The sequence below is a fragment of the Bradyrhizobium agreste genome (assembly GCF_016031625.1).
GTDB lineage: Bacteria > Pseudomonadota > Alphaproteobacteria > Rhizobiales > Xanthobacteraceae > Bradyrhizobium > Bradyrhizobium agreste.
Window position 1 is genome coordinate 1 of the sequence record NZ_JACCHP010000033.1, and the last position, 14,035, is coordinate 14,035.

The window sequence follows — 14,035 nt, forward strand, 5'->3', positions numbered from 1 at the left end:
CGCCCCGGATAGCACTGACATTCGCCCAAATCGCCATTACCTATTCCCCCAGACATGGCTTTTTCCTCCTCCCCCTTCGCCTCCGAGCGCGCACCCGGTGCGGGCGTCACTGCGGTGCTCGGTCCGACCAACACCGGCAAGACCCATCTCGCCATCGAGCGGATGCTGGCGCATCCCTCCGGGATGATCGGCCTGCCGCTGCGCCTCTTGGCGCGCGAGGTCTACAACAAGATCGCGGCCAGAGCCGGCGAGGCCAGCGTCGCGCTCGTCACCGGCGAGGAGAAGATCAAGCCGAGGAATCCGCGCTATTGGGTCTCGACCGTCGAGGCGATGCCGCGCGACCTCGACGTCTCCTTCCTCGCCGTCGACGAGGTCCAGATCGCCGCCGATCTCGAGCGCGGCCACGTCTTCACCGATCGGCTGCTCAACCGCCGCGGCCGCGACGAGACGCTGCTGCTAGGCGCCGCCACCATGCGTCCGATCATCGAGCGCCTGCTGCCGGGCGTCTCCATGATCACGCGGCCCAGATTGTCGCAGCTCGAATTCGCCGGCGATCGCAAGATCACGCGCCAGCCGCGCCGCACCGCCATCGTCGCCTTCTCCGCGGACGAAGTCTACGCCATCGCCGAGCTGATCCGCCGCCAGCGCGGCGGCGCCGCCGTGGTGCTGGGTTCGCTCAGCCCACGCACACGCAACGCGCAAGTGGCGATGTTCCAGAACGGCGACGTCGATTATCTCGTCGCCACCGACGCCGTCGGCATGGGCCTCAATCTCGATGTCGACCACGTCGCCTTCGCCTCCGACCGCAAGTTCGACGGCTACCAGTTCCGCCGCCTCACGCCAGCTGAATTCGCGCAAGTGGCGGGACGCGCGGGCAGGGCCACGCGCAACGGCACCTTCGGCACCACGGGCCGCTGCGCGCCGTTCGAGCCCGAGCTCGTCAACGCGCTGCAGAACCACACCTTCGATGCCGTGAAGGTGCTGCAATGGCGCAATTCCAAGCTCGATTTCTCCTCGCTCGGCGCGCTCCAGGTCTCGCTGAACCTCGCCCCCGGCCACGAGACGCTGACGCGCGCGCCGATCGCCGAGGACATGCGCGTGCTCGATCACGCCGCCCGCGACGGCGAGGTGCGCGATATCGCGCATGGCAAGGCCGCCGTGGAGCGGCTGTGGGAAGCTTGCCAGGTGCCGGACTACAGAAAGCTGTCGCCGGCCGCCCATGCCGAGCTGGTGACGACGCTGTACGGCTTCCTGATGCGGAAGGGCTGCATTTCCGATTCCTGGTTCGAGGCCCAGGTCACCCAGGCCGACCGCGTCGACGGCGACATCGACACGCTGTCGGCCCGAATCGCCCAGATCCGCACCTGGACCTTCGTCGCCAACCGCCCGGACTGGCTGAAAGACCCGGAACGCTGGCAGGGGATTACGCGGGAGGTCGAAAATAAATTATCGGATGCGCTCCATGAACGCTTGACTGAGCGTTTCGTTGATCGCCGGACCAGTGTATTGATGCGCCGCCTGCGGGAGAACACGAGCTTGAATACTGAAATCGGCAAGACCGGCGAAGTTATCGTCGAAGGCCATGTCATCGGCCGCCTCGATGGCTTCACCTTTGCACCGGATGCGGCGGAAGCCGGCTCCGATGCGAAAGCCTTGCAGGCTGCAGCACAAGCGGTGCTCGCCGGCGAGATCAACGCGCGCGCCGAAAAGCTGGGCAATGCGCCGGACGAGCAGTTCGTGCTGACGTCCGAAGGCATCATCCGCTGGACCGGCGATGCCGTGGCGCGGCTCGCCGCCGCAGACGAGGCGCTGCATCCGCGCATCCGCATCATCTCCGACGAGCGCCTGACCGGCGCTCCCCGCGACAAGGTGCAGGCGCGGCTCGAGCTCTGGCTCAAGACCCACATCGAAAAGCTGCTCGGGCCGATGTTCGAGCTGTCGAAGGCCGAGGACGTCACCGGCATTGCCCGCGGCATCGCCTATCAGCTGGTCGAGGCGCTCGGCGTGCTCGAGCGTCCGAAGATCGCCAGCGAGCTGAAGGATCTCGACCAGCCCTCGCGCGCGACCTTGCGCAAATACGGCGTCCGCTTCGGCGCCTATCACCTCTATTTCCCCGGCCTGCTCAAGCCCGCCGCGCGTGCGCTCGCAGCGCTCTTGTGGGCGCTGAAGCAGGACAATGTCGATCTCTCCGCGCTCTCGGGCGCGCAGCATCTGGCCTCCTCGGGGCGCACCTCGTTCCCGGTCGACAAGGCGCTGCCGCGCGATGCCTATCGCGTGCTCGGCTACAAGCAGGCCGGCGAGCGCGCCGTGCGCGTCGACATCCTGGAGCGCCTCGCCGACCTGATCCGCCCGGCGCTGGCCTGGCGCGAGAATTCGCCGGGCGAAAAGCCCGCCGGCGCATTCGACGGCCGCAGCTTCGTGGTCACGCAGGCGATGACCTCGCTGACGGGATCTGCCGGCGAAGATTTCGCCTCCGTGCTGCGCGCGCTCGGCTATCGCATGGAGAAGCGCCCGCCGCTGCCGCAAAAGCCTGTCGCGACCGAGCAGGTCGTGACCGAGACTGTTACGGCCGAGACGCCGCCCGCTGAAGGCAGCGCGGAGACCTCGACCGAGACTGCAGCTGAAGCCGTTGCCGGCCTGCCGGCTGAGGCGCCGGCCACTGAGGCTGCCGCCGAATCCGTCACGGTCGAAGACGCGCCCGGCATGGAGCCGCACGACGAGCCTGCTCATGAGGAGGCTCAAGCGGAGCCGGCGCCGGAAGCTTCTGCTGCGCCGGAGCCGGTCACGCCGGAAGATGCCCCCGGCATCGCGCCGCCGGCCGAGGAGGCCGCGGCCCCGGTTGATGCGGCTCCGGCCGAGACCGCCGCCGTCGAAGCCGCCGCTTCACCCGATGCCGCCGCGCCGGTCGAAGCGGCCGTGACGCCCGCCGAGCCCGAGCTGGTCGAGGTCTGGCGTCCCGCCGGCCGTCACGAGGATCGCAAGCCGCGCCACGAGCGCCATCGCCATCAGCGTCACCATCATCAGCCGCGTCCGCAGGCGGGTGCCGAAGCTGCTGCCCCGACGCCCGGCGAAGCGGCCGAAGGCGCCCAGCCGGGCCACCGCCATGGCGGGCATCGCAAGGATTTCCGCAAGGGCCGCGAGGACAGTGGCGATCGCCGCGAGCAGCGCAGCGACAACAACCGCCGCTTCGAGGGCAAGGATCGTGATCGCGGCAAGGGCAAGCCCGGCGATCGCGACGGCGGCCGCGAGCACCGCGGCGGCCGCGACCGCGACAAGGGCCGCGATCGTCGCGATCGCGAGTCCGGTCCCTCGCTGCGTCCCTACGCCTCGAGCGCGAACCCGCGCGAGCGCGATCGTCCGATCGATCCGAACTCGCCCTTCGCCAAGCTCGCCGCGCTGAAAGAGCAGCTGGGGCGGAAGGAGTAGCCCCACGACCGAGCGGCAGCGCATCGACAAATGGCTGTGGCACGCGCGCGTGGTGAAGGCGCGCACCTCTGCGGCCGAGCTCGTCGTCACCGGCCATGTCCGCGTCAACGGCGTGCGCGAGACATCGCCGGGCCATGCGATCAAGGCCGGTGACGTCCTCACCATCGCGCTCGATCGCACCGTGCGTGTCCTGAAGGTCACCGCCTTCAACGAGCGCCGTGGCGATGCTGCCTCGGCTCGCGTGCTCTACGAGGAGCTCGGGACGCGCAATTAATTGCGTCTGATATTCATTTCTTGATCGATCAAACACACAAAGCCGTCATGATCGGGCCCTCCCGACCTTGCGGCGCCCGGCCATCCGCGCTAGGCAAGCCGCGACTTTTAAAAGAGCTTTTCGGAGCGTTGGATGACTTACGTCGTCACTGAAAACTGCATCAAGTGCAAGTACACCGACTGCGTCGAGGTCTGCCCGGTCGATTGCTTCTACGAGGGCGACAACATGCTCGTCATCCATCCCGACGAGTGCATCGATTGCGGCGTGTGCGAGCCGGAATGCCCCGCCGACGCCATCAAGCCGGACACGGAACCGGGGCTGGAAAAGTGGCTCCAGGTCAACGCCGAATACGCCAAGAGCTGGCCGAACATCACCCAGAAGAAAGAATCACCCGCCGACGCCAAGGAATTCGACGGCATGGAGGGCAAGTTCGAGAAATATTTCTCTCCGAACCCTGGCTCGGGAGACTAATTCGGGTCCAAACTTAACCCTAATAGCGGCGCTTTCTCCGAAAACCAGCCCTCAAGACCCCTAAATCATTGATTTTTGCGGGAAATGTGCTATATTGGGCACATTAAGCCGAACCCCGTCAGCCCCGTTGGCCCCTCTGGGTTCCCGTGAAACCAAATGTCGAACAGGGGCGTGGCAGTTTCCGCGCGCAGGCTGTGTCACAGAAAACGCGTAAAAAGAGTACTTCAGCGAGGGCTTCCCATAAGGAGGCCAAAAAAGTCGCCGCGGCCAGCCGTAGCGCATCCAAGGGTCGGACCGCGACGAAGGCGCCGGCTGCAAAGTCCTCGAAGAACAAAAGAAGCGCAATGCCTAACAAGACTGCCAAACCGGCCGCGAAAGCGACCGCTGCCAAGCCTGCTGCCGCCAAGCCTGTGAATGTCAAGCCTGTGACTGCCAAGGCCCCCGCTGCCAAGCCCGCGACCAAGGCCTCTGTTGCCGCTGCGCCTGCCAAGGCTCCCGTCGCTGCGAAGCCGGCCGCCAAGCCCGCGGCTGCGCCGAAGGTCGAGGAAAAGAAGGTCGTGACCCAGCGTCAGGGCTTCAAGGCCAACGAGTTCGTGGTCTATCCCGCTCACGGCGTCGGCCAGATCCTGGCCATCGAGGAGCAGGAGATCGCCGGTGCGAAGCTCGAGCTGTTCGTCATCAACTTCATCAAGGACAAGATGACGCTGCGCGTGCCGACCGCCAAGGTCGCCAATGTCGGCATGCGCAAGCTGTCCGATCCGGCGCTGGTCAAGAAGGCGTTGGAGACGCTGAAGGGCCGCGCCCGTGTCAAGCGCACGATGTGGTCGCGCCGCGCCCAGGAATACGAAGCGAAGATCAATTCGGGCGACATCGTCGCGATCGCGGAAGTCGTGCGCGACCTCTATCGCTCGGAATCGCAGCCCGAGCAGTCCTACTCGGAACGCCAGCTTTACGAAGCGGCGCTCGACCGCCTGTCCCGCGAGATCGCGGTGGTGCAGCACTCGACCGAGACCGAAGCGGTCAAGGAGATCGAGGCTCAGCTCGCCAAGAGCCCGCGCCGCGCCAGCGCCAAGGCGGAAGCTGCCGACGGCGAAGCCGACACGGATGCCGAGGGCGATACCGACGATACCGATGGCGACGACAGCACCGTCGCCGACGAGGCCGCGTAAGCAGCTTCGTTCTGCGCAAGCCATCAAGAGCCCGGCCGTTGGCCGGGCTTTTTCTTTGGCTTCCTGACGCCGCAGGGCTATCGCATATGAGGTGTGGCTATGGGCACCGGCTGTCTCCACAGCGTCATGGCCGGGCTTGTCCCGGCCATCCACGCCTTTCCACGCGGCACAAAGAACGTGGATGCCCGGGCCTTCGCCTCGCCGAAGCGGCTTCGGCCGCGCAGGCGGGACGAGCCCGGGCATGACGACCTCTGCAATATTCAAAGGCCCTGCCTTACACCGGGACGAGCTCGCCTCTACACGCCGCGCGGCTGGGTCCAGATCGAGATCGGCTGCTGAATACCGCGGACCGCCCGCGGCTCTCGCGCTTGCAATGACTGAAACGTTGCGGCTGCGTCGCCAAGCTCGGCCTTCGCCTGACTGACGAGGTCGTCACTCGCCACCAGCGCGCAATCGAGAGCGCGGGTCAAGGCCTCGAGACGGCTTGCCACGTTGACGGTCGCGCCGATCACCGCAAATTCCAGACAGGTCTGCCCGATGTCGCCGAGCACCACCGGCCCATAATGCAAGCCAAAGCTCACATGAAGCGGCGGCTCGCCTGACGCTGCGCGCCGGTCGTTCCAACCGTCCGCCGCCGCGATCATGGCCTGGGCGCATCGCAGCGCGTTGCTGGCGTCGTGCGCCCCCGCGAAGGGCGTGCCGAACGTCGCCATCAACCCGTCCCCGAGATATTTGTCGAGCGTGCCGCTATGGCGGAAAACCTCCTGCTCCATCAATCCGTGGAATTCCCGCAACGTCCGCACCACCTCCTGTGGCGAGCGCGCATCAACAAAGGCCGTGAAGCCGACAATGTCGACGAACAGCACCGCGACGTGTTGCGTGCGCACCTGCTTCAGCGGCTCGTCCTGCTTCGACAATTCCGCCACGACGTTCGGCGAGAAATAGCGTGCAAGGTTGCCCCGCTCGCGCTCCACCGCGGCATGCCGCACCAGAAGGTCGTTGCTGCGGCGGACCGCGAGCGCCAAGGTCATGGCCACGATCATGAAGACGACGATCTCCTGAATGCGAACGTGGAACACGATCGCGCTCGGCGAAATCATCGCAAACAGGCGATGATCGCTGCCTGCTGCGGCTGCGATGCGGGCAGTCAGTGCAGGATCGCGATCGGGTTGCCACCACACCCAGGCGATGCCGATCATCCAGAGCGCAGCCGTCCACACGCCGACCGCAATGACGGTCCGCCAGGTATAGGCCAGTGTGGCGCCCGCGAGCAGCACGAAGAAATAGATGAAGTTGCCGAAATGGTACTGCATCGCGACCGGCCAGTGCGAGGTTCCGAACGGATTGGGAACCACGATGAGGCAGGTGAGCAGCGCCAGGTCGCAAAACAGGAGTGCCAATTCCGCCCGTGACACGCCAACCCGCCCGACCCTGACCTGGGCCCAGCCGATCAGTGCGAACAAGCCGAGCAGCGCCACGTAGTAGAGCTGCTCCCAGGCCGGGTTGATCACCAGCAGCAGGCAGGCAATGACGACGAGGGCGACATAGCGCGCCCGCACCGCGAGTTGCAGACCCTCCCGCTTGGCGGACGTCAGCGCAGCCTGTGCGAACTGAACCGTTTCGGCATCGCGCTTGCTCGGCGCCGGCGCAAACGCAGCCGGCAGGTTGAAGCGCTCGACGAGCATTGTCACGGAAGTCTCCTCACAATCTCCTCACCTGGGGCCTTCAGCGCATCAAGTCCGCTGCGTCGTTGCCGAGACGCCGACTTCACCTCGATGGCCATCTCCAGCCCCGGCCGCGACCGACGCCCACCAGTCCCCCAGGGCATCGATCAACGGCACGAGCGCGTGACCGGCGGCGGTCAGATCGTATTCCACGCGCAGCGGATATCCGCCGAATTCAGTGCGGCTGACGATGCCGGCGTCTTCCAGCTTGCGAAGCTCGAGTGCGAGCATCCTGTGCGAGATGGTCGGATTGTCGCGGCGCAAGTCGCTGAAGCGTTTGGTGCCCTGCTTCAAATAATAGATCAGCAGCGTCGGCCAGCGACCGCTCAGAATCTGCATCACCTCCTCGATGGGACATCGCGAAACGAGATCCTTCATCGGCGCCTCCAGGTTACAAAAAAGTTCGTAATTTACTTGATGCGGCGAGCGGCTAGGGTCGCATCACCGCTGCGCAGCGTGATCATCAGAAATCACGGAGAATGGATCGTGGACCCAATTCTACTCTACGGCTTCCCGAAGGGAAGCTCCATGGGGCTCGTTGCGGCTCTCGAATGGCTGGGTAAGCCATATCGGCTGTGTCGGGTCGACATGATGGGCGAGATGCGAAGCCAGTCATATGCCCGCATCAATCCGCGACATGAGACGCCGGTGTTCATCACCGAGCAGGGCGAGGTGCTGACGGAAACGATGGCGATCGCGGCCTGGCTCGAAGCCAGGGATGTCGAACGACGCATCAGCTTCGATCCGCTGTCGCGGCAAGCCGATCGAATGCATCAGCTCATGGCTTTCGTGAATACCGGTTTCACCGCCGCCTTTGCGCCGCTATGGGCCGCAATGGAAGCCGAAGCCATGGAGCCCGCCACGAAGTCGGCCTTGCGCGCCTTTGGCACGGGAAGGGTCATCGAGCGTCATGACAAGCTCGAAGGAATGATCGAGGCGCGCCAATTCCTGCTCGGGGACCGGCCGACCCTCGCCGACGCCGTGCTTGTCGGCGTCGCGCGCTGGCTCGACTTCCACGCGGTTGCGGAGAGCAGCCGCTGGCCGAAGCTGGCGGCACTGCGAGCTCGCCTCGAAGCCGATCCTGGGGTCCTCTACGCCACCGCTCTGGAGGACGGCGACTCGGGTCTGGGAACGGGATCGTGCACAGGCCACGTCGCGCTGGCCGACGTGATTGAGCGCTTCGGCAAGTAGGGAAGCAGCAGGAGCCGCGGCGCGCTCCTCCTACTTCACCGGGCGCTTCTCGAGCTTCCTCGCCAGCGTCCGCCGGTGCATGCCCAGCCGGCGGGCCGCTTCCGAGATGTTGAACTCGGTCTCGATCAGGGTCTGGTGGATGCGTTCCCATTCCAGCGTCTTGATCGAGGTCGGCCGCGTATCGAGCGCGACCTCGGCGTTACCTTCGGCCTTGTGGAAGGCGGCCTCGATATCGTCGGTGTTCGACGGCTTCGCCAGATAGTGGCAGGCCCCTAACTTGATCGCCTCGACGGCGGTGGAGATGCTTGCAAATCCGGTCAGCACCACGATCAGCATGTCGGGATCGTGCGTGTGCAGGAGCTCGACGCAGGCGAGGCCCGAGGCGCCGCCGAGCTTGAGGTCGACCACGGCATGACCGAACGAGCGCTGCTCCAGCACCTTTCGCACCTCCTCGATCGAGGCGGCGAGCACGACCTCGTAGCCGCGGCGCTCGAACGAGCGCTTCAGCGTGCGGGCGAAACCCGCATCGTCCTCGACGACGATGAGGGAACGGTCAGGTGTCAAATTTCCCTCCGATCGCCAATGTTGCGAGCGGCAGCGTGAGGCGCACCGTGGCGCCCCGCTTCCTGTGGTTCTCGGCGGTCACGGTGCCCCCCAATTTGCGCACGACGTTCACCACCAGGAACAGGCCGAGCCCGCCGCCGGCGCGGCCCTTGCTCGACTGGTAGGGCTTGCCCAGCTGTGCCAGCATCTCCGGCGCAAAGCCGGGGCCGCGGTCGGAGATCGACAGCACGAGATTGTCGCCCTCGCGCTCGGCGACGAGCTCGACCCACTCGCGCGAGACCTCATAGGCGTTGTCGAGCACGTTGAAGATCACCTGCTTCAGCGCGACGTCGGAGACGATCGCGACGTCCTCACCGAAGGTGTTGACGAAGTAGAGCGTGCGGGCCGAGCGAGCATTGCGCCATTCGTCGACCAGCGCGGTGACGAAGGCCGTCACCGTCGTCGGCGAGGAGCCTTCACCGCGGGCTTCGCCCGCCGATACCAGGATGCCGGTGACGATCGACTTGCACCGCTGCAACGAGGTTTCCATTTCAGCCAGATCCTCGGCGAGCTCCTGATCGGCGGCGAGGTCCGGCATGCGGCGCCAGTCGCTGAGGATCACCGAGAGCGAGGCGAGCGGCGTGCCGAGCTCATGCGCCGCGCCGGAGGCGAGCAGGCCCATGCGCACGATATGGTCCTGTTCGGCGGCATGCTGGCGCAACGCCGCCAGATGCGCGTCACGCTCGCGCAAATTCCGGTTGATGCGGGTGACGAACACGACGAGCAGCACGGCGTTGAGCACGAATCCCAGGAGCATGCCTGTTACGGTGAGCGTATAGGTCTCGCTCAACGGATTGGGCGGCAGATCGAGCGGCCGGTAGGCCAAGGTCAGCCAGACGAAGCTCGCACAGGTCAGCGCCACCAGCGACCAGGTCGAGCGGGCATCGAGCAGCACCGCGCCGAGCGTCACCTGGAGCAGGAACAGCGAGGTGAAGGGATTGGTGGCGCCGCCGGAGAGATAGAGCTGCGCCGTCAGCGCGGCGACATCCAGCATCAAGGCGACCAGGAGCTCGTTGTTGGTGATTGCGGCGCGATGGCGCACCCAGACCAGGCTGGAGACGTTGAGCAGCACCAAGGCGCCGATCACCGCGCCCATCCGCTCCAATGGCAGGGGAATGCCGAGGCCGAAATGCACGGCACCGATGGTGACGATCTGGCCGACCACCGCGGTCCAGCGCAGCTGGATCAGCAGCGCCATGTTCTTGCGGTTGGTCTCGTCGTCGGTGGGCGTGGTGCCGATCAGATCGCTGCGCGCGTCGGCCTGCGATTGCAGCGTGACGGGCCCGCCGCCATGGGCAAGCGTTTGGGGAAGCGTTTTCCCGTCGTCAGGTCGGCTCGACGATCGTTCCAGCATCTGATCCCGTCCTGCGGGCGACGGCATCCGAGCCGCCGGCCTTGTCGTGGACGAAGCGCTTGCGGCGGAACAGCCCGCCGCCGAATGTGACGAAAAGCCTGCCGGCCAGCATGAAAGCCAGGGCAAACCACGTCAGCGCGTAGATCAGGTGGTTATTGGGAAAGCGGATCACGGTCAATCCGCCGATTGGGCCGCCGGCAATTTGTGATCCGGCGTCGGCGTCCACGAAGAAGGGCGCGACCTCATGAAGGCCACGTGCCGCCGCAATGGCGGCGACGTCCCGCGAGTACCAGCGGTTGTGCTGGGGCACGTTGGTCCGCAAGAAACCGCCCCTCGGCTCGGTCATGCGGAGCAGGCCGGTGATCGCCACCTGACCTTGCGGGTTGCCGTCCCGGCGCGTCGATGCGTCGCGCCGCTCGGGCGGCACGAAGCCGCGGTTGATCAGCACCAGCGTGCCGTCGTCGCGCTGCAGCGGCGTCAACACCCAATAGCCCGGGCCCTCCTCGGTGACGGCCTGAACCAGCGTCTCGCTCTCATGCAGGAAGCGCCCGCTGACGCTGACGTGCCTGTATTCGTCGCTTGCGGCGCTGACGGCAGGCCATGCCGCAGGCGAGGGGATCGGCTGTACCGGCGCGTGGACGCGCTGCTCGACCCGGTCGATCAGCGCCAGCTTCCAGGCGCGGCGCTCGATCTGCCAGACGCCGAGCGCGATCAGAAGCACGAAAGCAATGAGCGAGAGGACCGTGAGCCACAAGGACGGCGACGGCGCAGCCTTGCTGCGCGTTTCGTCCTCGCCCGTCACGGTCCTGATGTCGCTCACTTCATTCCCGTCATCTGGTGGACCGGCATCATGTTGCTGTTGAGGTGGCTCATCACCCACAGCGAACCCGACAGGGCGATCACCACCATCACGATGGTGAAGATCAGCGCCATCATGGTCCAGCCGTTCTCGGACGTCGTGTTCATGTGCAGGAAGTAGACCATGTGCACGATGATCTGCACGATCGCGAAGGCCATGATCACCAGCGCGGTGATCTGCTTGCTCGGCAGCGCGCCGCTCATCACCAGCCAGAACGGGATCGCGGTGAGCACGACCGAGAGCACGAAGCCGAGCATGTAGCCCGAGAACGTGCTGTGGGCGTGGCCGCCTTCGTGGTGATGGTCGTGCGCGCCGGCTGCGTGGGTATTAGTGCTCATCGCAGAACTCCCAGGAGATAGACGAAGGTGAAGACGCCGATCCAGACCACGTCGAGGAAGTGCCAGAACATCGACAGGCACATCAGGCGGCGGCGGTTGGCCTCGATCAGGCCGAACTTTCCGACCTGCACCATCAGCGTCACCAGCCAGATCAGGCCGCAGGTGACGTGCAGGCCGTGGGTGCCGACCAGGGTGAAGAAGGCGGAGAGGAAGGCGCTGCGCTGCGGGGTAGCGCCCTCGTGGATCATGTGGGCGAACTCGGTGAGCTCGATGCCGATGAAGGCGAGGCCGAACAGGCCGGTGATCGCCAGCCAGATTTGCGTCTGCGCGACCTTGTTCTGCTGCATCGTCAGCATGGCAAAGCCGTAGGTGATCGACGACAGCAGCAGCATGGACGTGTTCACCGCGACCAGGTTCAGGTCGAACAGGTCCTTCGGTGCCGGCCCGGCGGCATAATTGCCGCCGAGCACGCCGTAGGTGGCGAACAGGATCGCGAAGATGAGGCAGTCGCTCATCAGGTAGATCCAGAAGCCGAGCGAGGTGCTGTAGCCTTCCGGATGCGGATGTTCGTCGGCGAGGTAGAAGACCGGCTCGCCGGTCTGCGAGGGATTGACAGCGATCGTCATTTACTTGGCTCCGGCGAGCAGCTTGGTGCGCGCGTCTTCGGTCCGGATGACGTCTTCAGCCGGAATGTCGAAGTCGCGGTGATAGTTGAAGGTGTGGCCGATCCCGACGGCGAGCATCGCGATGAAGCTCACGGCGGCGAGCCACCACATGTACCAGACGAGAGCAAAGCCCATCGCGGTGGCGAAGCCGGCGAGAATGATGCCGGTGCCGGTGCTGCTCGGCATGTGGATCGGCTTGAAGCCGGTGAGCGGACGCTGATAGCCGCGCCGCTTCATGTCCCACCACGCGTCATTGTCGTGAACGACCGGGGTGAAGGCGAAGTTGTAGTCCGGCGGCGGCGAGGAGGTCGCCCATTCCAGCGTGCGCGCGTCCCAGGGATCGCCGGTGACGTCCTTGAGTTGCTCGCGCTTGAGCAGGCTGACCGCGAACTGCATCAGCATCGAGAGGATGCCGATGAAGACGAACACGGCACCGATCGCGGCGATGACGAACCAGATCTGGAGCGAAGGATCGTCGAAGACGCGCAGGCGGCGCGTCACGCCCATCAGGCCGAGCACGTAGAGCGGCATGAAGGCCAGGTAGAAGCCGGTGACCCAGAACCAGAACGACATCTTGCCCCAGAACGGATCGAGCTTGAAGCCGAACGCCTTCGGGAACCAGTAGTTGATACCGGCGAACGCGCCGAACACCACGCCGCCGATGATCACGTTGTGGAAGTGCGCGATCAGGAACAGGCTGTTGTGCAGCACGAAGTCGGCCGGCGGCACCGCGAGCAGCACGCCGGTCATGCCGCCGATCACGAAGGTCAGCATGAAGGCGATGGTCCACATCATAGGCAGCTCATAGCGGATGCGGCCGCGATACATCGTGAACAGCCAGTTGAACATCTTCGCGCCGGTCGGGATCGAGATGATCATCGTGGTGATGCCGAAGAACGAGTTGACGCTGGCGCCCGAGCCCATCGTGAAGAAGTGGTGCAGCCACACCAGGTAGGACAGGATGGTGATGACGACGGTGGCGTAGACCATCGAGGTGTAGCCGAACAGCCGCTTGCCCGAGAAGGTCGAGGTGACCTCGGAGAAGATGCCGAACGCCGGCAGAACCAGTATGTAGACCTCGGGGTGACCCCAGATCCAGATCAGGTTCACGTACATCATCGGGCTGCCGCCGAAATCATTGGTGAAGAAGTTGGTGCCGACATAGCGGTCGAGCGACAGCAGCGCGAGCACCACGGTCAGGACCGGGAAGGAGGCGACGATCAGCACGTTGGTGCAGAGCGAGGTCCAGGTGAACACCGGCATCTTCATCATGGTCATGCCGGGGCAGCGCAGCTTGACGATGGTGCAGATCAGGTTGATGCCGGACAATGTCGTGCCGACGCCGGCGACCTGCAGCGCCCAGATGTAATAGTCGACACCGACGTCGGGACTGTAGCCGATGTTCGACAGCGGCGGGTAAGCCAGCCAGCCGGTGCGGGCGAATTCGCCGATGAACAGCGAAGCCATCACCAGCACCGCGCCGCCGACCGTCATCCAGAAGCTGAAATTGTTCAGGAACGGGAACGAGACGTCTCGCGCGCCGATCTGCAGCGGCACGACATAGTTCATCAGGCCGGTGACCAGCGGCATCGCCACGAAGAAGATCATGATCACGCCGTGGGCGGTGAAGACCTGATCGTAGTGATGGGCGTTGAGATAGCCTTCGGAGCCGCCAAAGGCGAGCATCTGCTGGCCGCGCATCATCAGCGCGTCGGCAAAGCCGCGGAGCAGCATCACGATGCCGAGGATCATGTACATGATGCCGATGCGCTTGTGGTCCACCGTGGTGAACCATTCGCGCCACAGATAGCCCCAGAGGCGGAAATAGGTGAGGCCGCCGAGCAGTGCAGCGCCGCCGAGCGCGACCACCACGAAGGTGCCGACGACGATCGGCTCGTGCAGCGGCAGCGATTCAAGGCCGAGCCGGCCGAAGATGAGCTTGAGAAGATCAGGAGACATGC

Annotated in this window: 13 protein-coding genes; 5 read left to right on the top strand and 8 right to left on the bottom strand. The window is 65.2% G+C overall.

The window, feature by feature from the left end:
- Positions 1–54 precede the first annotated feature (54 nt).
- The 4 genes from HZZ13_RS33470 to HZZ13_RS33485 all read left to right on the top strand — a co-directional run bounded on the left by HZZ13_RS33470 (position 55) and on the right by HZZ13_RS33485 (position 5,340).
- On the top strand, positions 55–3,426 hold the full coding sequence (locus HZZ13_RS33470; RefSeq protein ID WP_197963714.1) for a helicase-related protein: 3,372 nt from the start codon (positions 55–57) through the stop codon (positions 3,424–3,426).
- 22 nt (positions 3,427–3,448) lie between these two features.
- Positions 3,449–3,700 (top strand): RNA-binding S4 domain-containing protein, encoded by a 252-nt coding sequence (locus HZZ13_RS33475; RefSeq protein ID WP_197954914.1) that lies wholly within the window; start codon positions 3,449–3,451, stop codon positions 3,698–3,700.
- Positions 3,701–3,832: 132 nt separating this feature from the next.
- Positions 3,833–4,171, top strand: a complete 339-nt coding sequence (gene fdxA / locus HZZ13_RS33480; RefSeq protein ID WP_197963715.1) for a ferredoxin FdxA — start codon at positions 3,833–3,835, stop codon at positions 4,169–4,171.
- 344 nt (positions 4,172–4,515) lie between these two features.
- The gene (locus HZZ13_RS33485) at positions 4,516–5,340 is read left to right on the top strand and encodes a CarD family transcriptional regulator (protein WP_197963716.1); all 825 of its coding nucleotides are present in this window, start codon (positions 4,516–4,518) and stop codon (positions 5,338–5,340) included.
- Between the two features lie 296 nt (positions 5,341–5,636).
- Here the strand turns inward: HZZ13_RS33485 and HZZ13_RS33490 are convergent, their stop codons facing one another.
- Together HZZ13_RS33490 and HZZ13_RS33495 are read right to left on the bottom strand one after the other, a co-directional pair.
- Positions 5,637–7,025, bottom strand: a complete 1,389-nt coding sequence (locus HZZ13_RS33490) for an adenylate/guanylate cyclase domain-containing protein (protein WP_246504676.1) — start codon at positions 7,023–7,025, stop codon at positions 5,637–5,639.
- 48 nt (positions 7,026–7,073) lie between these two features.
- Positions 7,074–7,442: a winged helix-turn-helix transcriptional regulator gene (locus HZZ13_RS33495; protein WP_197963718.1), complete on the bottom strand. Its 369-nt coding sequence runs from the start codon at positions 7,440–7,442 to the stop codon at positions 7,074–7,076.
- A 39-nt stretch (positions 7,443–7,481) separates the two neighbouring features.
- Between HZZ13_RS33495 and HZZ13_RS33500 the strand changes: the two genes are divergently transcribed.
- Complete coding sequence (locus tag HZZ13_RS33500; RefSeq protein WP_210349583.1) at positions 7,482–8,255, top strand: glutathione S-transferase family protein; 774 nt, start codon at positions 7,482–7,484, stop codon at positions 8,253–8,255.
- Between the two features lie 30 nt (positions 8,256–8,285).
- Here HZZ13_RS33500 and HZZ13_RS33505 read toward each other — a convergent pair whose 3' ends face one another.
- From HZZ13_RS33505 to cyoB, 6 genes are read right to left on the bottom strand one after another with little or no spacing between them, the layout of a single operon-like run.
- Complete coding sequence (locus HZZ13_RS33505; RefSeq protein WP_197963720.1) at positions 8,286–8,819, bottom strand: response regulator transcription factor; 534 nt, start codon at positions 8,817–8,819, stop codon at positions 8,286–8,288.
- The gene (locus tag HZZ13_RS33510) at positions 8,809–10,212 is read right to left on the bottom strand and encodes an ATP-binding protein (protein WP_197963721.1); all 1,404 of its coding nucleotides are present in this window, start codon (positions 10,210–10,212) and stop codon (positions 8,809–8,811) included. The genes HZZ13_RS33505 and HZZ13_RS33510 overlap by 11 nt, the downstream gene beginning before the upstream one ends.
- Entirely contained in the window at positions 10,184–11,032 is an 849-nt protein-coding gene (locus tag HZZ13_RS33515) for an SURF1 family protein (RefSeq protein WP_197963722.1), read from the bottom strand. Before HZZ13_RS33515 ends, HZZ13_RS33510 begins: the two co-directional genes overlap by 29 nt.
- Entirely contained in the window at positions 11,029–11,409 is a 381-nt protein-coding gene (gene cyoD / locus HZZ13_RS33520) for a cytochrome o ubiquinol oxidase subunit IV (RefSeq protein WP_197963723.1), read from the bottom strand. The genes HZZ13_RS33515 and cyoD overlap by 4 nt, the downstream gene beginning before the upstream one ends.
- Positions 11,406–12,035 (bottom strand): cytochrome o ubiquinol oxidase subunit III, encoded by a 630-nt coding sequence (gene cyoC, locus HZZ13_RS33525; protein WP_197963724.1) that lies wholly within the window; start codon positions 12,033–12,035, stop codon positions 11,406–11,408. The genes cyoD and cyoC overlap by 4 nt, the downstream gene beginning before the upstream one ends.
- Positions 12,036–14,033 (bottom strand): cytochrome o ubiquinol oxidase subunit I, encoded by a 1,998-nt coding sequence (gene cyoB, locus HZZ13_RS33530; protein ID WP_197963725.1) that lies wholly within the window; start codon positions 14,031–14,033, stop codon positions 12,036–12,038.
- Between the last annotated feature and the right edge of the window lie 2 nt (positions 14,034–14,035).